This is a genomic window from Caballeronia sp. GACF4 (genome assembly GCF_023631025.1).
Classification (GTDB): domain Bacteria; phylum Pseudomonadota; class Gammaproteobacteria; order Burkholderiales; family Burkholderiaceae; genus Caballeronia.
In genome coordinates this window covers 478026-499945 of record NZ_JALQDW010000002.1, presented here as the reverse complement: position 1 = coordinate 499945, position 21920 = coordinate 478026, and the positions used below count along the sequence as shown (strand labels likewise).

17 protein-coding genes and 3 pseudogenes are annotated in these 21920 nt (G+C 60.5%); 9 read left to right on the top strand and 11 right to left on the bottom strand.

Annotation, left to right across the window (positions count from 1 at the left end):
* Window positions 1-66: 66 nt before the first annotated feature.
* Genes NCR40_RS02370 through NCR40_RS02360 form a run of 3 tightly spaced genes read left to right on the top strand, consistent with a single transcriptional unit; the run spans window position 67 to window position 2631 of the window.
* Window positions 67-948, top strand: coding sequence for a metal ABC transporter solute-binding protein (locus NCR40_RS02370; RefSeq protein ID WP_244827968.1), 882 nt, complete (start codon window positions 67-69; stop codon window positions 946-948).
* A complete protein-coding gene (locus tag NCR40_RS02365) occupies window positions 945-1856 on the top strand; it encodes a metal ABC transporter ATP-binding protein (RefSeq protein ID WP_250508622.1) in 912 nt (303 codons plus the stop codon). The genes NCR40_RS02370 and NCR40_RS02365 overlap by 4 nt, the downstream gene beginning before the upstream one ends.
* Window positions 1849-2631, top strand: coding sequence for a metal ABC transporter permease (locus tag NCR40_RS02360; RefSeq protein WP_244827172.1), 783 nt, complete (start codon window positions 1849-1851; stop codon window positions 2629-2631). The genes NCR40_RS02365 and NCR40_RS02360 overlap by 8 nt, the downstream gene beginning before the upstream one ends.
* Before the next feature lie 341 nt (window positions 2632-2972).
* Here the strand turns inward: NCR40_RS02360 and NCR40_RS02355 are convergent.
* The 3 pseudogenes from NCR40_RS02355 to NCR40_RS31600 all read right to left on the bottom strand — a co-directional run.
* Window positions 2973-3557: pseudogene (locus tag NCR40_RS02355) on the bottom strand (type VI secretion system baseplate subunit TssG); the annotation flags it as partial.
* A pseudogene (tssF, locus tag NCR40_RS02350) lies at window positions 3521-5029 on the bottom strand (type VI secretion system baseplate subunit TssF); the annotation flags it as partial. The pseudogenes tssF and NCR40_RS02355, both read right to left, overlap by 37 nt.
* Window positions 5030-5081: 52 nt before the next feature.
* Window positions 5082-5174 (bottom strand): annotated as a pseudogene (locus NCR40_RS31600) (phage tail protein); the annotation flags it as partial.
* Between the two features lie 520 nt (window positions 5175-5694).
* Here NCR40_RS31600 and NCR40_RS02345 point away from each other — a divergent pair.
* The 5 genes from NCR40_RS02345 to NCR40_RS02325 all read left to right on the top strand — a co-directional run bounded on the left by NCR40_RS02345 (window position 5695) and on the right by NCR40_RS02325 (window position 7677).
* Window positions 5695-5958: a hypothetical protein gene (locus tag NCR40_RS02345; protein ID WP_250508621.1), complete on the top strand. Its 264-nt coding sequence runs from the start codon at window positions 5695-5697 to the stop codon at window positions 5956-5958.
* 194 nt (window positions 5959-6152) lie between these two features.
* On the top strand, window positions 6153-6554 hold the full coding sequence (locus tag NCR40_RS02340) for a hypothetical protein (protein ID WP_250508620.1): 402 nt from the start codon (window positions 6153-6155) through the stop codon (window positions 6552-6554).
* Between the two features lie 138 nt (window positions 6555-6692).
* Window positions 6693-7073, top strand: coding sequence for a hypothetical protein (locus tag NCR40_RS02335; RefSeq protein ID WP_250508619.1), 381 nt, complete (start codon window positions 6693-6695; stop codon window positions 7071-7073).
* A 35-nt stretch (window positions 7074-7108) separates the two neighbouring features.
* Window positions 7109-7276 (top strand): hypothetical protein, encoded by a 168-nt coding sequence (locus NCR40_RS02330; RefSeq protein ID WP_250508618.1) that lies wholly within the window; start codon window positions 7109-7111, stop codon window positions 7274-7276.
* A 158-nt stretch (window positions 7277-7434) separates the two neighbouring features.
* On the top strand, window positions 7435-7677 hold the full coding sequence (locus tag NCR40_RS02325) for a hypothetical protein (RefSeq protein WP_250508617.1): 243 nt from the start codon (window positions 7435-7437) through the stop codon (window positions 7675-7677).
* A gap of 114 nt (window positions 7678-7791) precedes the next feature.
* On the opposite strand, the gene NCR40_RS02320 is transcribed toward NCR40_RS02325, so the two are convergent.
* From NCR40_RS02320 to NCR40_RS02295, 6 genes are all read right to left on the bottom strand, one after another.
* Window positions 7792-8526 (bottom strand): hypothetical protein, encoded by a 735-nt coding sequence (locus NCR40_RS02320; protein ID WP_250508616.1) that lies wholly within the window; start codon window positions 8524-8526, stop codon window positions 7792-7794.
* Window positions 8527-8762: 236 nt separating this feature from the next.
* Window positions 8763-10010 carry a tyrosine-type recombinase/integrase gene (locus tag NCR40_RS02315; RefSeq protein WP_250508615.1) on the bottom strand — a complete coding sequence of 416 codons (1248 nt, stop codon included), beginning with the start codon at window positions 10008-10010 and terminating at the stop codon, window positions 8763-8765.
* Between the two features lie 576 nt (window positions 10011-10586).
* On the bottom strand, window positions 10587-11438 hold the full coding sequence (gene fghA / locus NCR40_RS02310) for an S-formylglutathione hydrolase (protein WP_250508614.1): 852 nt from the start codon (window positions 11436-11438) through the stop codon (window positions 10587-10589).
* A gap of 14 nt (window positions 11439-11452) precedes the next feature.
* Window positions 11453-12559 carry an S-(hydroxymethyl)glutathione dehydrogenase/class III alcohol dehydrogenase gene (locus tag NCR40_RS02305; RefSeq protein ID WP_244827166.1) on the bottom strand — a complete coding sequence of 369 codons (1107 nt, stop codon included), beginning with the start codon at window positions 12557-12559 and terminating at the stop codon, window positions 11453-11455.
* 32 nt (window positions 12560-12591) lie between these two features.
* Window positions 12592-13806 carry an AGE family epimerase/isomerase gene (locus NCR40_RS02300; RefSeq protein WP_250508613.1) on the bottom strand — a complete coding sequence of 405 codons (1215 nt, stop codon included), beginning with the start codon at window positions 13804-13806 and terminating at the stop codon, window positions 12592-12594.
* A 176-nt stretch (window positions 13807-13982) separates the two neighbouring features.
* Window positions 13983-15395 (bottom strand): xylulokinase, encoded by a 1413-nt coding sequence (locus NCR40_RS02295; protein ID WP_250491852.1) that lies wholly within the window; start codon window positions 15393-15395, stop codon window positions 13983-13985.
* A gap of 335 nt (window positions 15396-15730) precedes the next feature.
* Between NCR40_RS02295 and NCR40_RS02290 the strand changes: the two genes are divergently transcribed.
* Window positions 15731-17110: a nucleobase:cation symporter-2 family protein gene (locus tag NCR40_RS02290; RefSeq protein WP_250508612.1), complete on the top strand. Its 1380-nt coding sequence runs from the start codon at window positions 15731-15733 to the stop codon at window positions 17108-17110.
* 97 nt (window positions 17111-17207) lie between these two features.
* On the opposite strand, the gene NCR40_RS02285 is transcribed toward NCR40_RS02290, so the two are convergent.
* Complete coding sequence (locus tag NCR40_RS02285; RefSeq protein ID WP_250508611.1) at window positions 17208-18680, bottom strand: efflux transporter outer membrane subunit; 1473 nt, start codon at window positions 18678-18680, stop codon at window positions 17208-17210.
* A 1-nt stretch (window position 18681) separates the two neighbouring features.
* Window positions 18682-21906: an efflux RND transporter permease subunit gene (locus tag NCR40_RS02280; protein WP_250491850.1), complete on the bottom strand. Its 3225-nt coding sequence runs from the start codon at window positions 21904-21906 to the stop codon at window positions 18682-18684.
* Between the last annotated feature and the right edge of the window lie 14 nt (window positions 21907-21920).

The window sequence follows — 21920 nt, the reverse complement described above, 5'->3', positions numbered from 1 at the left end:
GTTCGAGCCACGAACCTTGCCCTTGCCGCACCGCGCCAGCACGCCCTTCAACACTCAAGGAACCCGATGAAACTCGCGCATGTCCTCACTTGCCTCGTCGCCGCATTCGGCTTTTGCCAGGGAGCGTTCGCGCAAGCCACGCGCGTGCCCGTCGTGGCGGCTGAAAACTTCTATGGCGATGTGATCCGCCAGCTCGGCGGCGATCACGTGCAGGTGACGAGTATCCTCAGCAATCCGGATGAAGATCCGCATCTCTTCGAAGCCAGCCCGAAGACCGCGCGTGCGCTTCAGCACGCGGCGCTGGTCGTCTACAACGGCGCGGACTACGATCCATGGATGGACAAACTGCTCGCGGCATCGAGAAAGAACGACACGCGCACGATAATCGTTGCGGCGCAGCTCGTCGGCAAGAAGTCCGGCGACAATCCGCATCTCTGGTACGACCCGGCGACCATGCCCGCCGTCGCTAAAGCGGTGAGCCAGTATCTCGTAAGCGCGGACCCGTCCCACAAGAGCGATTACGACGCGCGCCTCGCGACCTTCCTGAATTCGCTCAAGCCGATCGATGCCAGCGTCGCGCAATTGCGCGCACACTTCAAAGGCGTGCCGGTGACGGCCACCGAGCCGGTGTTCGGCTATATGGCCGATGCCATCGGCTTCGAGATGCGCAATCAGCGCTTCCAGATGGCCGAGATGAACGAGACCGAGCCGAGTCCCGCCGATATCGCCGCTTTCGAAAAAGACCTGAGCGAGCGGCGCGTGCACGTGCTCATCTACAACAGCCAGGCGACGGGCGCGCTCACGAAACGCCTGCTCAACGTGGCGAAGGACGCGCATTTGCCTAGCGTCAGCGTGACGGAGACGTTGCCTGCCAACAAGACCTATCAGCAATGGATGCTGAGTCAGCTCGATTCGTTATCGGGCGCCTTGCAAGGATGGCAAAGATGAGCGTTCACTCGGGACCCGCGCTCGAAGTCGATCGCGTGACGCTGGAACTCGGCGGCCGCACGATCCTCGACGACGCGAGCTTTACCGTCCACACGGGCGAATTCATCGGCGTGCTCGGGCCGAACGGCGCGGGCAAGACCACGCTCATGCGCGCGCTGCTCGGCCTCGTGCCGCTCGCCGGCGGATCGATTCGCGTGAACGGCGCGGCGGTGGTGCGCGGCAATCCGACCATTGGCTATATGCCGCAGATTCGCAGCGGGCTTGCGGGCCGGCGAGTGTTGGGCCGCGATTTCGTCGCGATGGCGGCGGACGGACATCACTGGGGCGTGCCGCATCGCAATGCCCGCATTCGCGCGGATGTCGAGCGCGTGCTCGATCTCGTCGGCGCGGTGCAGCTCGCCGGGCGGCCGCTGTCCGAGTTGTCGGGAGGCGAGCGGCAGCGCTTGCTGCTTGCGCAATGTCTGCTCGGCGATCCGCGCCTTCTCTTGCTCGATGAACCTCTCATCAGTCTGGACCCGCGGCATCAGACGAGCGTGGTTGAACTCGTGCGGCGTGTGCAGCGCGAGTTGAACATCACCGTGCTGTTCTCGGCGCATGAACTCAATCCGCTGCTCAACTCGCTCGACCGCGTGCTGTATCTCGGCAATGGACGCGCGGCGCTCGGCACGGTCGATGAAGTCATCTCGAAGCCGGTGTTGTCGAAGCTGTATGGCTCGCCGATCGACGTGATGCGCGTGAACGGCCGCATCTTCGTGATGTCGGGCGATGTGGAGATCGACAAGCTCGATCACGCGCACGAAGAAGGCGACGAACATGCTCATGGGCACGAGCATGAGCACGATCACGGTCATGGCCACGCGCATGCGCACGGTCACGACACGAAGGGAAAGCATACGCACAATGTTTGAATACGACTTCATGGTCAACGCATTCGCGGCGTCGGGGATCGTCGCGGTGCTGTCGGGGATCGTCGGCTATTTTCTGGTGCTGCGCGGGCAGACGTTCGCGGGTCACGCGTTGTCGCATGTCGGCTTCACGGGCGCAACGGGCGCCGTGTTGATCGGCCTGCCGCCGCTTTGGGGGATGATTGGCGTCACACTTGCGGCGGGCGTCGGCATGGGCGCGCTCGGCGAGAAGCTCGCGGGACGTGACGTGGCGATTGGCGTGATTTTGTCGCTATCGCTTGGCTTCGGTTTGTTGTTTCTGCACTTCTTCACGGCTTATGCGACGCAGGCTACGGCTCTCTTGTTCGGCAATGTGCTGGGCGTGAGTCACAGCGTGTTGATCGTGCTGGCGGGGCTTGCGGTCGTGAGTCTGGGCGCGTTGGCGGTGATCATGCGGCCGCTTTTGTTTGCTTCGCTGCAGCCGGAGCTGGCGGAGGCGAAAGGGGTTTCGCTGCGGCTCGTGTCGACGTTGTTTCTTGCGATTACCGCGTTGGCCGTGGCGGCTTGTACGCAGATCGTCGGAGTGTTGCTCGTTTTTGCGTTGATGGTCGGGCCGGCTGCCGCTGCGCAGAATTTGACGACGCGGTTGTCGTCGGGGTTGGTGTTGGCTGGTCTTTTTGCGCTCGCGCAGGCTTGGGTGGGGTTGACGCTTGCCTATTACACGGATTGGCCTACCAGTTTCTGGATTACGATGCTCGCGGCTTTGGTTTATGGGGTTAGTTTGTTGAGGAAGGGTTGAGAAGGTTTTTTGCTGCTTTTGCGGGCGCGGTGGGTTGGAGTTTTGTCGTTGTCTTGCGTTTTGGTTTAGTAGCCGTCTCCTGCCGGAGTAGCTTTCTTTGCGGCTGCAAAAAGTTACCAAAGAAAGCAGCTTCCGAACCGCTTAGCGGGTTGCATTCTTTATTCGGCGCGGTTGAGAAGTTGGGCCGCTATCTTGCGTTTTGGTTTAGTAGTCGCCTCCCCGGCGGGGGGTTACTTTCTTTGCAAAGCAAAGACGGGTTTGAGGCTGAACCCCTCATGGATAGGGATTTACAAGGGAAATCCGGCTTTTTCCATCCAACATCCCGTCCAACACCGTCGCTCACCGGCGCGCGCGGGCTTGTTGCCCCAACCGAAACCGGCAAGACAGAGCAGGTTTTGCGAATGGGTATCGGCTCCGCCGTAACGGAAGGTTTCGGTATAGCGATACTTCTTCCATGTGCGATACAGCAGCGTCACGAATCGGTGATGGAACTGATCGAGGAACGCTTCGACCGCTTCGTGTCCTTCTTCGCGTTGCGCGATATCGTCGAGGTAATGGCTCGGCATCGCGGCATCGACACCGTACAGACCCATGAAAGTCGTGCGAACGACGGGCGGCAATGGAACAGCGTACGGGCCATCGCTAGAGTCATCGAGTTCGACACGCGCGATCTCGCCCGCAGGGAAACCCATGCGGGGATGCGAGCCAAAGCGCACCGGCTCATGCTCGTGCGTGTCTCGCTCGCAAGAGCCAAAGCCGTTTGCCATCTCGGGGTGGCTTGCTTGAAGCAATCGGCACAGTTGCATGAAGCTCATCGCCCGCGCATGTGCGAGCAAAGCCGCGATAAGCGGTTCGATCGACTGTTGCATATCGGGCAGATCGCGCGGTTTTATAGTGGCGAGCGCCACGTCTTGCTGCGCGGCCATTCGACGCGCTTCTGCGTCGGCAGACTGATGACCTCGAGCTTCGTGAACAGGTTGATCTCCGCGTAAAGCTCGAAGAACCGATGCAGCAGTTCGCCGAACAACATCACATCGCCGTCACCCGAGAACGCCTGCGAATCGATCGTCACTTCGATCAACACGCCACGCTCTACGGCCCCGCCCGACACCTCTTCGAGCAGCGTCTCCGATACCCACAGAATGCCCGCCAGCCGCCTGCGATTGAGTTCGTCATTGGTCCAGTCGTAAAGCGCCAGCGCACCGCGCAACACTTCGGCATTCATCATCGACAGGAAGTTGGGCGCGAGGTGTGACAGCACGCGCCATTGGAAGCGATCGCCGGTCGGCGGGTACAGCGGCATCGTCGGCGCGACGAGGTTTCTCACGCCGACAAGCTCCGCTGCGCCGCCTACCATTTCGTCGATGCGTGCTTCACGCAGGCCCTTGCGCGGCAACAGGCCATTCGTGCCGGTCACGCGCAGTGACACGCTTTCTTCCGGCAAGTCCTCCATCGACTCCCATGCGTTGCCGCCGAAGATCAGCCACGTCTCATGCAGGCCGTCCATGCCGGGGCGCACGCGCGTATGGAAATAGCGCTCGGGCGACTCGTGCCGCATCATGCCGCCGCGATGACGGAAGGTCGAGAACGGCACGTATTCGAAACTTTGCGCTGTGACGTGATCGAAGCCGACCACGCCATCGACGGAATAGGTTTCGATGTGCTCGCCCTGATGGCTCGCCGGAATTACGCGGTATTCCGTTTCATGATGGTCGATCACGAGCGGTTCGGCGTCCAGTTCGAACAGATTGATGACCGGCGTGCAGAACAGCCGCACGTTGTCTTTGTTGAAGCGCATGTCGTGCGGATAGGTTTCTTTCAGCACGATTTCCAGTTCGAAATGCGTGGAGCGTTCCGGCAGCTCGTTCACGTCGAGACCGCAGATATCGACGAACAGGAATTTTTCGCGGAACGTGAAGTATTCGAGCAGCAGTTGATAGCCCGCGAACGCCGCGTCGGACTTGGGCCAAAGGCGTTCTTCGGGCGAGAAGCCAGCCGGTTCGATCGTCACGCCATCGAGCGGTAGAGCTTCGCCATCGCGCACTTCAGGCATACGCCAGTCGATCGCATGCACGTGTCGCGTGAGCGCGAGGTGCATGGCGAACGCGACGGGCTGATCGGCGCTCAGGTGCAGGCGCAGGCGCGAGAGGTCGGTTTCGTTGCGCTTGGCGGCGGCATCGAGTCTGAAGGCAAGCCGGATGATCGAGCGGCCATCGTGACGCACGCCCGGTCCCGCCTGCTCCAGACGCACGGGGTGCAAGTCCACCGGCTGCGTCGTGCGATACAGGCATTGGACGTTCTTCTGCGTAATACCGTCCGATGCGTCTCGGGTCACCGGAATCGGTTTGGATCGGACCGTTACGCCTGCGGGCACTTGTTCGGTGCGCTCGTGTTTCTCCACCGTAAGCCACATTCCACGATGGACAGATGACGTTCTGCGTGACCTCTTGCCGGGGTGAGGTCCAGTTGAATATTTCAACCCCGTTGCGGGCCGATAAGAACTGCACCACCTTGCCCGCCGTGACCGCATCTGTGTTGCGCATCGTTATCGACCAGATGCAGGCCTGTGTGTTGACGAACTATTCCGGCGTGGGACCTGATCGCATGTGTCGGTGGCAATGAACTGCGTCGTTATCCCATCACGCGCAACACCGAGATTATCAACCTGCTGATCGAACATGAGCACGAGTTCTGGCGGTGCGTTGAGCAGGAACATCCGCCCGAGTTCGATTACGACAATCCGAGCACCATCGATCTGCTTAACAAGCTCTATCCCGGCTCAGGCGGCAACACCACCACGCTCGCTGATGACGACATGCATTGGCACTTCACGCTCAACGATCCAAAGCGAAAGTGAAGCGCTACGAAGGGATCGCCGATGGCTGCAAAGCATACCTGATTGAGTTGATGGGCGACGCGGATGCGGCGATCTGCAAGCTCGGTACGGGGGCGAGTACCGCCGCAAGATCGTGCATCGCAAGGGCCATGAGGTCGGGCCGACCGAGTACATCGACTTCCGATTCACCAAGGGCAAAGGAGCCAGCAAGGACGAATGACTTAGTCGTGCACGATCATGAACCGGAAAGCCGTGACCTGTCACCGCGTACCTATGGCGAGCTGATCGAGTTCGCCACCTATGTCGCCAACAGTGGCCTTGCGCCAAAAGACCACCGGGGCAAGCCCGAGGCCTGCGCGGTCGCGATGCAATGGGGTAATGAACTCGGTCTGAAGCCGGTGCAGTCGCTGCAAAACATTGCTGTGATCGGCAAGCCACGTTTGCCGAGGTTATCAAGGCGATCGACGACGCAGCGAATGCCGATGCCCTGAAAGCGGCCGGCGAGCTTGCGAAGCGCCTGAGCAGCGAGAACGACAAAGAGCAGGCCCGCCGTCACTACGACGCGAAACTCACAGCAGAGAAGAACAAGACGAAGAAAGCCGCCGCGCCGCCGCCCGACGATCCGAAACCTGCGCAGACACAGGCCCAAACCTTCGCCGTCACTTTTGCCGAAGTCGCGTCGTCATTGGATGCCGCCGAGCGCCGTGGTGATCGCGACGCGCTTGCCGCCGCTGCGAACCTGATCACACGGGTGGTCGATGAAGGCCAGCGGCGGGAAGTCACTGGCCTGTATCAAGCCGCGACGCAGCGGCTCGATCGTGGTGACGGACCAAGCGCCGAGAGAGTCATCATGACAATGGAAACTGTCACAGCTTTGGAGTGTGACCCTGACAAGCCGCTGCTGACGCTGGCAGGCGCGTTTGAATGCTACGCACAAGCGCATATCCCTGTCGAGAAAGCGGACGCACGCCGCGCCGGCACCGAGCGCGCGTTTTACGCGGGGGCTGCCGTGATCCTTACGGCCATCGACGAGACGCTGAATGGAAGCGTGGGCGAGTTCCGGTTTGCCTTGGATCAGCTACAGTAAGAGTCGATGCAGTTCGCGCTGCGACAACTCGTCATCGCATGTCACGAAGGGAGAACGAGACTATGATCGACTTCACACAGCACGAGCTACGCATCACGGCACGTCAACGTCAGGTCCGAGCTTCACGGTGACGACGAAGTGCTCGCGATGGATTTAAAGATCGAAACGGATCTGCCGAACACGAGCCTTGACAAGCTCAGCGGCAGTCTGCGGCCTGCATTGTTCGCGAGCAGTGACGACCCGGACCTGCTCGGCAAGGACACACAGCACATGCCGCACCTGCGATTCCCGCAGCTCGGTCCGCTGTCGTGGAATGGCAGCGTCAAACCGGTGTCGCTCGCGCTGCACCTCGGCACGAAGAAAAACGAACTACTGCTCACCGATGGCAAGTTCAATAAGCTGCGCATTTTGCCGTGTGAAGGCGGGACCTGTCACGGCGCGCCTGCAAGTGCATCCGAACGAGGACGAGGCCGCGAAGATCATGACCGTGCTCAAGCACGCCGTAAAGGGCACGCTTGATACGAGCACTGCTGTAGACGAAGGCGAGAACGGCGATGATGAATGATCTGCCGCCGCCACTGATCGGGCAGTCGAAGTCGCATATGCCGATCGCGTCGCGTATCATGAGCGCCCTGCTGATCATGCTTGTGTTCGTGCTGCTCTTGGTCGCAATCACGGCGACGTCGTGGGCGATCCTTTATCTGATTCGCACTGCGTCATAATCCGGCAGCGTGAACCAGGGGAAAGACGTGAGTGACGTAACAATCGACGCTACGAAAAAGCGTGGACCCGGCCGCCCGCGCAAGCAGCGCGTGCCTGGTGACCCGCTGCCGACCACTACGTCTGCGCGCCGTCTGATGGCCTGTTGCCGCGCGCCGCCGTGCTGCCGCCGCTGACTGATGCCGACATCGAGCGGGTCGATCGCCGGGGCGCAGCGAAGCTGCTCGGCAAGTCGGTCTCCGTGATTGAATGGCTGGAAAAGCACGATCCCGACTTTCCAGCAACGTTCTCGCTCGGCAGGAGCCTTTATTTTCTGACTGCTGACCTGCGTACTTACGTCATTAGGAAAGCTGCTCAGGCGACTGCTGAGAAGCAGCAGCGCATGCAGGCCATTACCAAATAAAAAAACGTTCCTCGCAAATTTTCGTGGAATGGCGCTGCTGCCCGAAGCGACTAGCCAATATTCAAGCGTCCAAGCGCCCCTCTTGACGTATTCCTGACGGAGGTATCCGCGATGTCAGGTGTTAAGGCGAGCTTCGCAGAACGTCTCGACAGCGCGCAGTGACTTTATAGCGTCCCCCACCGGATCAGATTTCATTTGTGCAATTGCACGCTCGATTTCAAACTCTTGCTGATCGAAAAGCTCCCGGACAAAGTCCGGCACCACAGGCGAATGCAGAAATTTTTGGATGTCGGCGATGTTCTGCTTCGGACCTTCTACCGAACCAAGGGAGGTAAGACGAGTTGAAAGAAGGGCGCTGAAATCTTGTGCAAACTCAAGACAAAATTGGCTTGCGTCTACGGTTGGTGCCGGAATCTCAATCAGATCACCGGCTTGACTAAATCGGTTGATGTCGTTTGGCACGAAGTAGCGCCCGTCTGACCATGCGCTTATCACAGGGTTACCATCGTGAGTAGCTGCATTCCTACTAAGCCAAATGAATTTTCCATGACGCAGGCGCTCGATATCTCTCCATCCGATCTTCGGATCAAGAAATGTCGATCCGGCATCCTTAAGAGTTTGCACGGTGTTAGTGAACGCTGAGAACGCGTAGACGATCTTACCTTCCGTTTGTTCGTCGCCCTGCTGCCTATTGCGGAACCTCCGCATTGATTGATCGCAGCAGTCGATGACTGTACGCAAGCAAAAATCAAACTCTTTGACCTTCGAGTTGAAGAATCTGGATACCCAGCGGCGGTGCTCTTCTTGCGTTAGGTTCATTTCGGATTGCGGCTTTTGCAGAAGCTGCATTCTAAATAGTGATCCGAGCCTTGACGAGGGTCGCGCCTGAGCCGCATCGACCAACGTTCGCAGCCGATGTTCAATCATGCGAAAGACTATCCGTCGCAGCGAATGTGGCGTTCGGGCAACTGTCGTCGCGATCAATGAGAAGTTGGACGATTTCAATGTGTCCGCGATCGGGCTCCCAAAAAATCCACGTTGGGCTGAAAAAATGCCTCACGCGTGACGGAGCTATCCTGCCGCCTTTACGCTGCGCTCAACTTACGGACTTTCTCGATACGCTCGTCAGTGAGGTCCGCCCACTTCGTCATCAGTTCGATGCGCTCGTCATAGAAGCGGGTCCGTTCATAGGTTTCGCGGATTCGGCTGCGCGTGTCATGTGCGATCACGGCTTCGGCGACCTCCTCACGGACCTTCAGAACTTCACCGAGGTACGTGCGCAGCGACGTGCGCATGCCGTGTGTCGTAATGTCCTTGACACCATAGCCGATGCAACATAGTAGCTTTAGCAGGGAAGCACCATAGAGCTTGCCACCGCGCTGAGCTGTGAATACAAGGCCCTCAGGGTTCGGCTTGCCGTCGTTGTAGCTCGGCAGGCTCTCCAGCAGCGTAACAGCCTGAGCCGACAGCGGCACAGTTTGTGTCTTGCCTGCTTTCATGCGTGACTTGTGCACGGTCCATTTCTTTGCCGACAGGTCAAGCTCATCCCAAGTCAGTTGCGAAGCCTCTTCAAGGCGTGCGCCGGTCAAAACGATGAATTCCATCGCGCGGGCTTCCATTGTCTTGTCTGCCCGGACCTTTGTCATGCATGCAGGCATATCGGCCCACGGCAGCGCAGCGCGGCGCCGCTCGTGGTCCTCGTCCTCGCCATCTTCCTTCATGACCTTCGGCAGCAGTTGCAGTAGTTCATCGATCGAGGCCGGGTTCGCCGCGGCGAGTTCGTAGCGTACGATCGACCACTTGAACAGGGCATGCAGGCGCAGCATATTCTCAGTCGCAGTCGGGTTCTTTTCGATCCGGTCGGGTTCGAGGCAGGTCACGATACTCGCCCGGCTGACCTCGTGCATGTACAGACCGTTGAGCAGTTTGTCAGCGACAGCGAACGTGCGGTTCCAGCTTTTGATCTGCTTGTCGGTTTTAAGCGTCTTGCTGCGCACGGCCATGAAGGCTTCACAGGCGGCGGCGAAGGTAACCCGCTTGGCGCTGGCCTGTGCGGCCTGTATGCGGGTGTCACGGGCATGCGCGATCGGGTCGATACCCTGCTTCACGAGACGAGCGAGTTCGTTACGGCGCTGACGTGCTGCGGCGAGTGTCACGAGGGGGTAAGGGCCGAGGCCCATGTCGCGGCGAACCTTGTTCAATTGATAGCGATAGGTAAAGCTCCTGCCGCCTGTCTTCGTAACCTGCACGAGCAGGCCGCCGCCATCGCTCAGGTTTCCCGACTTTGTGCAGGCGCGAATCTTTGCGTCGGTCAGTTGATTGATGGCTCGCATGCTAGAGTCCTCCGAGGGCAGCTTCCCATCCAACACTTTGCGGCAGGTCAGAACAGGTTTTAGACAGGTCAAGATAGGTCAGAAAGTACACTCGAATTGTACCAAGCCCTTTATTCATAAGGCTCGGGAGGCACTAGGCTAATCTGTCCTGAACTGCCCTGAAAGAGTACTTTCTTTGCAGCAGCAAAGAAAGTAACCCCTCCGCCGGGCAGGCGGTTACTGAACAGAAACGCAAGACAACGGCTCAACTATTCAGAAGCGCGAAAGAACATCAGACCGCAAAAGAGGTCCCAGCGCAGTCAAAAACGCCGCATACCTAATAATTGGTTAACCACAAGCGCGAGCAATGGGAAGTGCTCAAAGGGTTTGTGGGAAATAGCGAGGAACCAGTTGTGCTTCAGAAGCCGGTTCCAAAGCTGCTTTCTTTGGTTACTTTCTTTGCAGCAGCAAAGAAAGTAACCCCTCCGCCGGGCAGGCGGCTACTGCAAAGAACCGCAAGAAACCAGAGCAACTTCCCCGAAGAAAAAAGCGCTCCAACCAAATACCAAAACCAAAGCCAGCCGAAACCCAAAAAAATCACTTACACAAAGCCCGCGCATGATGCGCAACATGCTCCCCCACGAACGTGGAAATAAAAAAGTACCCATGATCGTACCCATCGTGCTTACGCAAGACGACCCCTCGATGCCCCGCCTCCCGAGCATTCCGCTCGAAAACATCCGGAAAAAGCTGCCCGTCGAGAAACTGATCAGCAAGTCCTTGATCGATCAAAATCCCGCCATCGAAACGCGAAGCCGCATCGCCGATAACGAGTTCGCTGGCATCGTATAGCTTCCACGCTTCGCGATTATCACCAAGATATCCGGAGAAAGCCTTAACGCCCCAGGGACACAAAGACGGCGCGGCAATTGGCGCAAACGCCGACACCGAGCGATAAAGATCAGGATTACGCAACGCGAGCACGAGCGCACCATGCCCACCCATCGAATGCCCGAAGATGCCAATCCGGTCCTCGCGCAACGGCAGCTCTCGCAAAACCAGTTCACGCAACTCCTGCGTCACATACGAATACATCCGATACCGCTCGGCCCAAGGCGCCACCGTCGCATCGACATAAAAACCCGCGCCAACGCCAAAATCCCACGCATCGGATTCGCCCGGAATACCCGCTCCTCGCGGGCTCGTATCCGGCGAAATCAATGCAATGCCATGCTCGGCCGCGTAACGTTGCGCACCGCCCTTGATGGGAAACGTCTCTTCGGTACAAGTCAGGCCGGCAAGATAAAACAACGCCGGCACGCGCGAATGGGCAGCCTGCGCGGGCAAAAAAACCGAAAAGCGCATCGGCAGGCCAATCACGTCCGACTGATGCCGGTAAATATGCTGCACGCCATCGAAACAACGGTGTTCTTCGACGAGTTCGAGCATGGCTGCATCCTCTATCAATAGATCACGACGGAACGAATGGATTCGCCCTTCTTCATCAGGTCGAAGCCTTCGTTAATACGTTCAAGCGGCAAATGGTGCGTAATCAGATCGTCGATATTGATCTTGCCTTCCATGTACCAATCGACGATCTTCGGCACATCCGTGCGTCCACGCGCGCCGCCGAATGCCGAGCCCTTCCATTCGCGCCCGGTCACGAGCTGGAACGGCCGCGTGCTGATCTCCTGTCCCGCCGCCGCCACGCCGATGATGAACGACTGTCCCCAGCCCTTGTGCGTGCATTCGAGCGCCTGACGCATCAGCTTCACATTGCCCACGCATTCGAAGGAATAGTCCGCGCCGCCATCGGTGAGTTGCACGATATGGTCGACCACGTTCTCCACTTCGTTCGGGTTGATGAAGTGGGTCATGCCGAACTTCTTCGCAAGCTCCACGCGCCCCGGATTGATATCGACACCGATAATCTTGTCCGCGCCCACCATCTTCGCGCCCTGGATCACGTTCAGGCCGATGCCGCCCAGCCCGAACACGACGACGTTCGCGCCCGCTTCGACCTTCGCCGAATACACGACCGCGCCCACGCCGGTCGTCACGCCGCAGCCGATGTAGCAAATCTTGTCGAAAGGCGCGTCCTCACGAACCTTTGCGACGGCGATCTCCGGCACCACGATGTAGTTCGAAAACGTCGACGTGCCCATGTAGTGAAAGAGCGGCTTGCCGTCGATGGAAAAGCGCGAGGTCGCATCGGGCATCAAGCCCTTGCCCTGCGTCGCGCGAATTGCCTGACAGAGATTGGTCTTGCGCGAGAGGCAGAATTTGCACTGACGGCATTCCGGCGTATAGAGCGGAATGACGTGGTCGCCCTTCTTCAGCGTGCCGACGCCCGGCCCGACATCCACGATCACGCCTGCGCCTTCGTGGCCGAGAATCGCGGGGAACAGGCCTTCGGGGTCGGCGCCCGAGAGCGTGTAGTAGTCGGTGTGGCAAATGCCCGTCGCTTTCACTTCGATCAGCACTTCGCCCGCGCGCGGGCCTTCGAGATCGACTTCCTCGATGGTGAGCGGCTTGCCTGCTTCCCATGCGATTGCTGCTTTGGTCTTCATCGTTCAAGGCTCCTGATGTCGTTTGATAGGAATTAGCGGATCACGTTCAGCGCTTCGTAGCATGCGCCCATCGTGTGATAGTCGGTCTTGCCGGCGGGGCTTTTCTCGTCGTTGTACTGGCGGTTATCGCGCGTGAGGATGCGATACCACGCGCCGTACTTGTGATCGACGAAATGCGCCCAGCTATAGGTCCACAAACGGTCGTAATCGTTCCAGTAGCGCGTCGCGGCGGCGCTGTCGCTATCGCGTTCGGCGCGATCCGCGAGCAAGGCCGCGGCCGCGAACGATTCCGCCTGCACCCAGAAGTACTTGTCCTCGTCGTAGAACTTGCCGTCGGGATCGAAGCCGTAGACCATGCCGCCGTGCTCGTCGTCCCATGACAGTTCCATCGCGCGATCGAAAAGCTCACGCGCACGCGCGACATGCCACGCTTCCGGACGATGCCGGTCGAGAATCATCAGCAGCTTCGCCCATTCGGTCTGATGTCCCGGCTGAAAACCCCAAGGCCTGAAGATGTTGCTGCGATCGCCCTTGTTGTAATCCCAGTCGACAGACCAGTCCGGCTTGTAGTGCTCCCACACGAGCCCGCCCGCAAGCGCTGCCTGACGGTTCACCATGTTGTCGGCGAGGAGCGCCGCGCGGTCGAGATAGCGCGCTTCGCCGGTCGCCTCGAAGGCGGCGAGAAACGCTTCGCACGTGTGCATGTTGGCGTTCTGGCCGCGATAGTCCGACACCTTCCAGTCGGCGCTCGCTTCGTCCTTGTACAAGCCGTGGGCGGCGTCCCAAAAGTGCGTCTCCATCAGTTGCCAGGTTTCGTCGAGATAGGCGCGTGCTTCGTCGAAACCCGCTTCGATCGCCTTCGCATACGCAAGCACGACGAACGCAAGGCCATAACAATGATTCGTCGCATCGGTGACGTCGCGGCCGGAGAGCGTCCACGCGTAGCCGCCCGTTTGCGGGTTGTAGTGAAACTCGCGCAGATAGTCGATGCCGTGCTTCACGCCGCCGCGGTATTCGTCGAGGCCGAAGTGCTTGTGCGCCATCGCGTAGTTGAAGACGAAGCGCGTGCTCGACACGAGATGCCGCGACTTGCGGTCGTAGATCGTGCCGTTGTTCGTGTAGTAGTGATAGAACCCGCCGTTCGGATCGAGACAGTGCGGGTGATAGAAGATCATCGTGTGCAGCGCGTGATCGAGCAGGAATTCGCGCGAGCGGAAAGCGGGTTGCGACGGTGCGGATGCGGACATGGCTGATTTCGATGTGGTCAGGGGCAGCTCATATGAAGCGGTTCTTCATGAACCGGACGGCGCGAACTTCGGTCGAGCGCAAAGTTTAAGCGGTAAAAGAAAAACGCGGCGCGGGGTCGGCGTGGGTTCGCTCTAGACATGGCACTTTGCGTAGCCGATGCCCCGAGCGCCCACGCTCAAAACCAGTCATGCGCGCGCTGGTACAGATCGATGAAGCGCGCATACCGCGTATCGAGTGCGGGGTTCGTTTGCGGAATCGCGACCCGTGTCGCGGATGGCGCAAGCGCGTGAATCTCGTCGATACGAAAGTGCCCCGCCGCGATGCCGCCGAGCATCGCCGCACCGCGCGTTGCCGCGTTCGGGCAATCGACGGCATGGAGTTCGGCTTGCAGGGAATCCGCGAGCAACTGACGCCAGCGTGCATCGATGGAACCGCCGCCCGCAAGCCGCAACGAAGTCAGCGGCGTGCCGTGCTGTCTGATGGCATCGAGTCCCGCACGCAATGCGAACGTCACGCCTTCGAAGGCGGCGCGCATCAACGTGCCGCGCGAATCGTTGAGACCAAGGCCGAGCCAGCCGCCGCGCGCTGCCGGGTTCATCCACGGCGAGCGCTCGCCGCTCAGGTACGGCAGGAATGTGACGGAGGCGCTCGGGTCGGCGGCGAAAGCGTCGTCGTAAGCGGCCGGCCACGATGCATAACCAAGCCAGCCGCGCACCGCTTCGAGCGCGACGCCCACGTTCTGCATGGCCGCCATGCGATACCACGCGCCGCTCGCCGCGCGATACGTATGCAGTCCGTGCACGGGTGCGGGCGCGGCGTCGCACATCACGATGATCTGGCCGCCGGTGCCCGTGGTGAGAAGCGCGTCGCCGTCGGCGGTGAGGCCGCTGCCGAGCGCGGCGCATGGCGTATCGCCCGCGCCGACGGCGAGCGGAATGCCCGCGCGCAGGCCCAGTTCCGCCGCCGCTGCCGCCGACAACGTGCCCGCCGTTGCATGCGATGCCGCGAGCGGTGCGAACCACGCGCGCTGCAAACCCAGCTTGTCGATGAGCGCATCGTCCCATTCGCCCGATGGCGCGGCGAGCGCCGTGGCGCATGCATCCGATGCATCCGTCACGAACGCGCCGCCCAGACGCGCGCGCAGCCAGTCCTTCGGCTGCAATGCCCAGCGCATCTGCGTGACAAGCGTGCTTTCATGCGCGACGAGCCAGCGCAACAGCGGACCGGCCATGCCCGGCGCGACGGGGTTTTGCTGCGGCTCGGGCCACGCATCGAGCAGATGGCTCGCGCGCGTGTCCGGCCAGAGCATCGCGGGGCGCAACGCGCGGCCGTTGGCATCGGCGGGAACGACGCCATGCATTTGACCGGAGAAGCCGATCGCGCGCACCGCCTGACGTTCGTCGACGGGAAGATGCGCGGCGGCATCGGCGAGCGCGGCGTACCAAGTATCGACGGAAGTTTCGGCCCAGCCGGGATGCGCGCTCGTGACCGAATAAGCACGGCTCGTCATGGCGACCTCGTGGCCGCGTTCATCGATGATGGCCAGTTTCAGCGAACCCGTACCGAGATCGATGCCTAAGAAACGCATGGGATTTCGTGCTTCGGAAGGAGTAAGGGAAAACGCGTAAATCGCGGGTTAACCCCGCCAATACGCGACGAGCATGAAAAACGGACTATACGCGCGCCGCCATGAACATCATAACGAGCACACGAAGATGGCGGCCTTTCGTCACACGACGGTTCTGCTTCGATAACCGCCAAACCCCTTGTAGCAAGGACTTCCGCGAAACGCAAATGATCCGGGCGCGCTAAATATATATCGGCGTGCGAACGCGGCGTATAGCGTCCCGTGGTCTTGTTCGCGCATTTTGATGCACTTACCGTGGAGGCCACACAAATGCCAAGGCATACAAGGAGAGAGACATGGCTTCGAACAAGGTGCATCCGGTGGACGAGCGTTTGCCGACAGGACAGTTACTGACACTTGGCATCCAGCACGTTCTCGTGATGTACGCGGGCGCGGTTGCGGTGCCGCTGATTCTCGGCGCCGCGATGAATCTGTCCAAGGATCAGATCGCGTTCCTCATCAGCGCCGATCTGTTTTCATGCGGCGTCGCCACGCTGATCCAGACGCTCGGTCTCTGGATCTTTGGCATCCGCTTGCCGGTCATCATGGGTTGTACTTTCGCCGCCGTCGGCCCGATGGTCGCCATCGGCACCAATCCTTCGCTCGGCATTCTCGATGTGTTCGGCTCGACCATCGCGGCCGGCGTGATCGGCATCGTGCTCGCGCCGATGATCGGCAAGCTCCTGCGTTTCTTCCCGCCCGTCGTGGTCGGCACGGTGATCGCGGTGATCGGCTTGTCCCTTATGGGCGTGGGCATCAACTGGGCGGCGGGCGGTGTGGGCAATCCCGACTACGGCAATCCCGTTTATCTGCTGCTGTCGCTCGTCGTGCTTTCGCTGATTTTGCTCATCAACAAGTTCGCGCGCGGCTTCATCGCCAATATTTCGGTGCTGCTCGGCATTGTCGCGGGCTTCGTGATCGCCGCTATGCTCGGCCGCGTCAACATGGACGGCGTCGAGCACGCCCCGTGGGTCGGCGTCGTGCTGCCGTTCCACTTCGGCTTGCCGCACTTCGACGCGCTGTCGGTGGCGACCATGGTCATCGTCATGTTCGTGACCTTCATCGAATCGACCGGCATGTTTCTCGCGGTCGGCGATCTCGTCGATCGTCCGGTGGATCAGAAAGCGCTCGTGCGCGGCCTGCGTGTCGATGGCCTCGGCACGCTGATCGGCGGCGTCTTCAACTCGTTCCCGCATACGTCGTTCTCGCAAAACGTCGGGCTGATCGGAGTGACGGGCGTGAAGAGCCGCTTCGTCTGCGCGACCGGTGGCGTGATTCTCGTCGTGCTCGGCCTCTTTCCGAAGATGGCGCAGGTCGTTGCATCGGTGCCGCCGTTCGTGCTTGGCGGCGCGGGCATCGTGATGTTCGGCATGGTCGCGGCGAACGGCATCAAGACGCTGTCGCGCGTGGACTTCTCGACGAACCATCACAACCTGTTCATCGTCGCGGTGAGCGTGGGTATGGGCATGGTGCCGGTGGTCGCACCGAAGTTCTTCACGCAACTGCCGCATGCGCTGGAGCCGATTCTTCACAGCGGCATCTTGCTGGCTTCGGTGTCGGCGGTGATTCTGAATATCGTGTTCAACGGCGTGCGCAAGGAGCGCGATGCGCGCCGCGAGATTCGCGAGGCCGCACACGAGTTCGACGGCGCGGCTCATGCGCGTGAAGCGCAGTAAGAGCAGATTCCTGTAGTGCTTGCGTTGAGCGCCGCGGTGTAAGCCGCGGCGCTTTTTTTACGTCGCGCAAGAACAGCAGGCGCTGTTTCGCACGATCTCAACCCGCCGATGCCGCAACCGGCGCATCTGCCTCGCGCGGCATGTCTCCCGTATGCTCGATCCATCCGCCGCCGAGCGCCTGATACAAGCTCACCAGATTAGACAAACGCTCAGTGCGCGCCGTGATCAGCATCTGCTGTGTCGAATACAGATCCTGCTGCGCTTCGAGCACGCCGAGATAGCTATCGACGCCCTGCTTGTAGCGCAATGTCGAAAGATCGAGACGCCGCTGCTGTGCGCTCACTTCGCGCGTGAGCGCCGCGATTTGCTGATCGTAAGTGCCGCGGGCCGCGAGCCCATCGGCGACTTCGCGGAAGGCCGACTGAATGGCCCTCTCGTACTGCGCAATCTCGATCTTCTTCTGCACGTTCGCCAGATCGAGATTGGCCATGTTCTGACCGCCTTCGAAGATCGGCAGCGTGATGGTCGGCGCGAAACTCCATGCTGCCGAACCCGGCTTGAACAACCCGCCGAGCGACGGACTCAGCGTGCCGAAACTGCCGGTGAGCGAAATGCTCGGGAAGAACGCCGCGCGCGCCGCGCCGATGTTCGCGTTCGCCGCCAATAAATTCTGCTCGGCCTCCATGATGTCCGGACGGCGCGTCAGCAGATCCGACGGCACACCCGCCGGAATATCGGTCAACAGGTGCTGATCGTCGAGCGGCATGCCGCCCGTCATATCGGCGGGCATCGGCTCGCCGAGCAACAGCACGAGCGCATTGACGGCTTGCGCGCGTGCGCGCTCCTGCGCCTGGAAATTGGCCGCCGCGCTTTCGACCACGGTCTGCGACTGACTCAGTTCCAGTTCCGATGCCGTACCGTTATCGAACTTGAGCTTGTTGATACCGTATGAATCGCGCGCGGTCTTGAGCGTCTGTTGCGTGACTTGAAGCAGGTCGTCAGCCTCCAGCACTTGCAGATACTGTGTCGCCACCTGGGACACGAGCGATAACTCCGCTGCCTTGCGTGCGTACGCCGTTGCAAGATACTTCGCGAGCGCCTGATTCCTGAGACTCTGCACGCGGCCGAACAGATCGATCTCCCATGCGCCGTTCAACCCGACCGAATACTGATTCGAGATCGTCTGATCGAGAAACGACAGATCTTTCGGCGTGCGCTGCTTCGACTGGCCCGCTTGCGCGCCGATAGTCGGAAACAGTTCCGAACGCACGACACGGTACTGCGCTTGCGCCGCCTGCACGTTGAGCACGGCGACGCGCAGATCGCGATTGTTCTTCAATGCGATATCGATAAGCTGCTGCAAACGCGCATCGACGAAGAAATTGCGCCAGCCAGTGTCGGCCGCGGACACGCCGTTTGCATTGTGCGCCCCCGGCGGTTGCGTCTCGTACACACCGCCTGTCGGAAAGCTCGCTGCGACTGGCGGCAAGGGGCGCTCGTATTTCGGCGCCATCGTACAGCCGGTCGCGATCACGGACACGGCTGCTGCAATCAAAGAAAATCTACGCATCTCAATGTCCCTGCTTGCCCGTGCCGTTGCCGTTGCTGTTGCTGTTGCCCTTTCCCTCGCCGTGCGAGGCATTGGCACGTTGCCGTTCGTAATGCGCGATCGCGGCGTCCGCGTCTTCCTTGTCGCCGCCGAAGCGCGCGCGCACGACGACGAAGAACATCGGGACCATGAAGATGGCGAGGAACGTCGCGGTCACCATGCCGCCGATCACACCGGTGCCAATGGCGTGCTGACTCGCCGAGCCCGCGCCATTGCTGATTGCGAGCGGCAAGGTACCGAGAATGAAGGCGAGCGAGGTCATCAGGATGGGACGCAGACGCAGACGCGCGGCTTCGAGCGCGGCCTCGATCGGTCCGATCTTTTCGGAGATCTGCAAGTCGCGCGCGAACTCGACGATCAGAATGGCGTTCTTCGCCGACAGGCCCACCGTGGTCAGAAGACCGACCTGGAAGTACACGTCGTTTTCGAGTCCACGCAAGGTGACGGCAAGCAACGCGCCGACCACGCCGAGCGGCACGACCATGATCACGGAGAACGGGATCGACCAGCTTTCATAGAGCGCCGCGAGACACAGGAACACCACGAGGATCGAAATGCCGTACAGAACCGGCGCCTGCGAACCGGATTGAATTTGCTGGAACGACAAACCCGTCCATTCGTAGCCAATGCCTGCCGGCAACTTCGCGGCGATGGCTTCGATGGCCTGCATGGCTTGGCCCGTGGAGCGGCCCGGCGCGGCCATGCCCTGGATTTCGACTGACGAATTGCCGTTGTAGCGTTCGAGCTTTGGCGAGCCGAAACTCCATCGGCCGGTCGCGAACGACGAAAACGGCACCATCGAACCGGCGTTGTTGCGCACGTACCAGCTATTGATGTTGTCGGGTGACATGCGGAACGGCGCGTCGCCCTGCAGATACACCTTCTTGATCCGGCTGTCGACATCAAGGAAGTTGTTGACGAACGAAGACGCCCAGGCGATCGAAAACGTCTGGTCGATATCGGACGCCGACACGCCTTGCGCAAGCGCCTTCTCGCGGTCGATGTCGACCTTGAACTGCGGCGTATCGTTCAAGCCGTTCGGGCGCACCTGCGCAAGCGACGGATCTTTCGCGGCCAGACCGAGCAGCATGCCGCGCGCTTCCATCAGCTTTTCGTGGCCCACGCCGCCACGATCCTCCAGTTCGAAGTCGAAGCCCGACGCGGTGCCGAGTTCGGGAATCGACGGCGGATTCACCGGAAATACGAGCGCATTGCGATAGCCCGCGAACTGTCCGAAAGTTCGGCCGACGAGCGCCTGCACTTTTTCGTCCGCGCTCTGGCGCTTGGCGAAGTCCTTCATGCGCACGAACACGAGGCCGGAGTTCTGGCCACGGCCCGCGAAGCTGTAGCCGTTGACCGTGAAGACGGACTCGACGATCCCGCTTTCTTTCTTCAAAAGATAGTTGGCCACGTCGTTCAGCGCGCGCTGGGTCATTTCCTGCGTGGAACCGGCGGGCGTGGACACGAGCACGAACATCGTGCCCTGATCTTCGTCGGGCAGGAACGCTTTCGGCAGCTTGGTGAACAAGAGGCCAACCACCGCGATGACCGCGAGGTATAACACGAGGAAGCGCCCCGAGCGACGAATCACACGCGCAACGCCGACCTGATACTTGTCGCGGCCCTTGTTAAAGGTCCGATTGAACCAGCCGAAGAAACCCGTGGTCTTTTCCTCGTGACCTTGCGGCAAGGGCTTCAGGATGGTCGCGCACAAGGCCGGCGTGAGGATCATCGCGGTCAGCACGGAGAGCACCATTGCCGAGACGATGGTCAGCGAGAACTGGCGATAGATCGCCCCGACCGAGCCGCCCGAGAACGCCACCGGCACGAACACCGCCGACAGCACGAGCGCCACGCCCACCAGCGCGCCGGTGATCTGGCCCATGGCCTTGCGCGTGGCTTCCTTCGGCGAAAGCCCTTCCTCGCTCATCACGCGCTCGACGTTTTCGACGACCACGATCGCGTCGTCCACCAGCAAGCCGATGGCGAGCACGATGCCGAACATCGATAGCGTGTTGATGGAAAAACCCACCGCCGCCATCACGCCGAAAGTGCCGAGCAGCACCACCGGCACCGCGATGGTCGGAATGAGCGTGGCGCGGATGTTCTGCAAGAACAGATACATCACGAGGAACACCAGCACGATGGCCTCGATGAGCGTCTTCACCACGTCGGAGATCGACTGGCGCACGAACGGCGTCGTGTCGTACGGATACTTTACGACGAGACCGGGCGGGAAGTACTTCGACAGCTCCTGTACCTTCGCGCGCACCGCGTCCGCCGTCGCCAGCGCGTTCGCGCCAGTCGCCAGATTGATACCGAAGCCCGCCGCCGGAGAACCGTTGTACTGCGTCTCGAAGTTGTAGTTCTCGCCGCCGAGACCCACCTTCGCCACGTCCTTCACCCGCACCTGCGAGCCGTCCTGATTCACCTTCAGAAGCACGTTGCCGAACTGGTCGGGCGTGCGCAGCAAAGTAGCTTCGGTGATCGTGGCCTGCATTGATTGGCCGGGCACCGCAGGCGTGCCGCCTAGCTGGCCGCCCGAGACTTGCACGTTCTGCGCCTTGAGCGCGTTCTGCACGTCGACCGGTGTGAGCTGGAAGTTGCTGAGTTTGTTTGGATCTAGCCAGACGCGCATGGCGTACTGCGTGCCGAACAGGCTCACCGTGCCCACGCCGTTGACTCGGCTGATGGGGTCCTGCAAATGCGACGCGACGTAGTTGGAGAGATCGTTGCGGCTCATGCTGCCGTCTTCGGAGACGAACGCGAGCACGAGCAGGAAGCTGTTGCTCGACTTCGAAACCGACAACCCGAGTTGCTGCACGATCTGCGGCAAGTTCGGTGTCGCCAGTTGCAGCTTGTTTTGCACCTGCACCTGCGCGATGTCGGGGTTGGTGCCCGCCGCGAAGGTCAGCGTGATGGTGGCCGTGCCGAAGTCATCGGAGGTGGACGAAATGTAGAGCAGATGGTCGAGCCCGTTCATCTGCTGCTCGACCACCTGCGTGACTGTGTTCTCGACCGTCTGCGCCGATGCACCGGGATACGTCGCCGTAATCTGGATGCTGGGTGGCGCGACCGTCGGATATTGCGCGACCGGCAGCGTCGAGATCGACGCGAGGCCCGCGAGCATCAGGATGATGGCAAGCACCCACGCGAAAATCGGGCGATCGATAAAAAACTTGGCCATGTGGCGTATCCTCC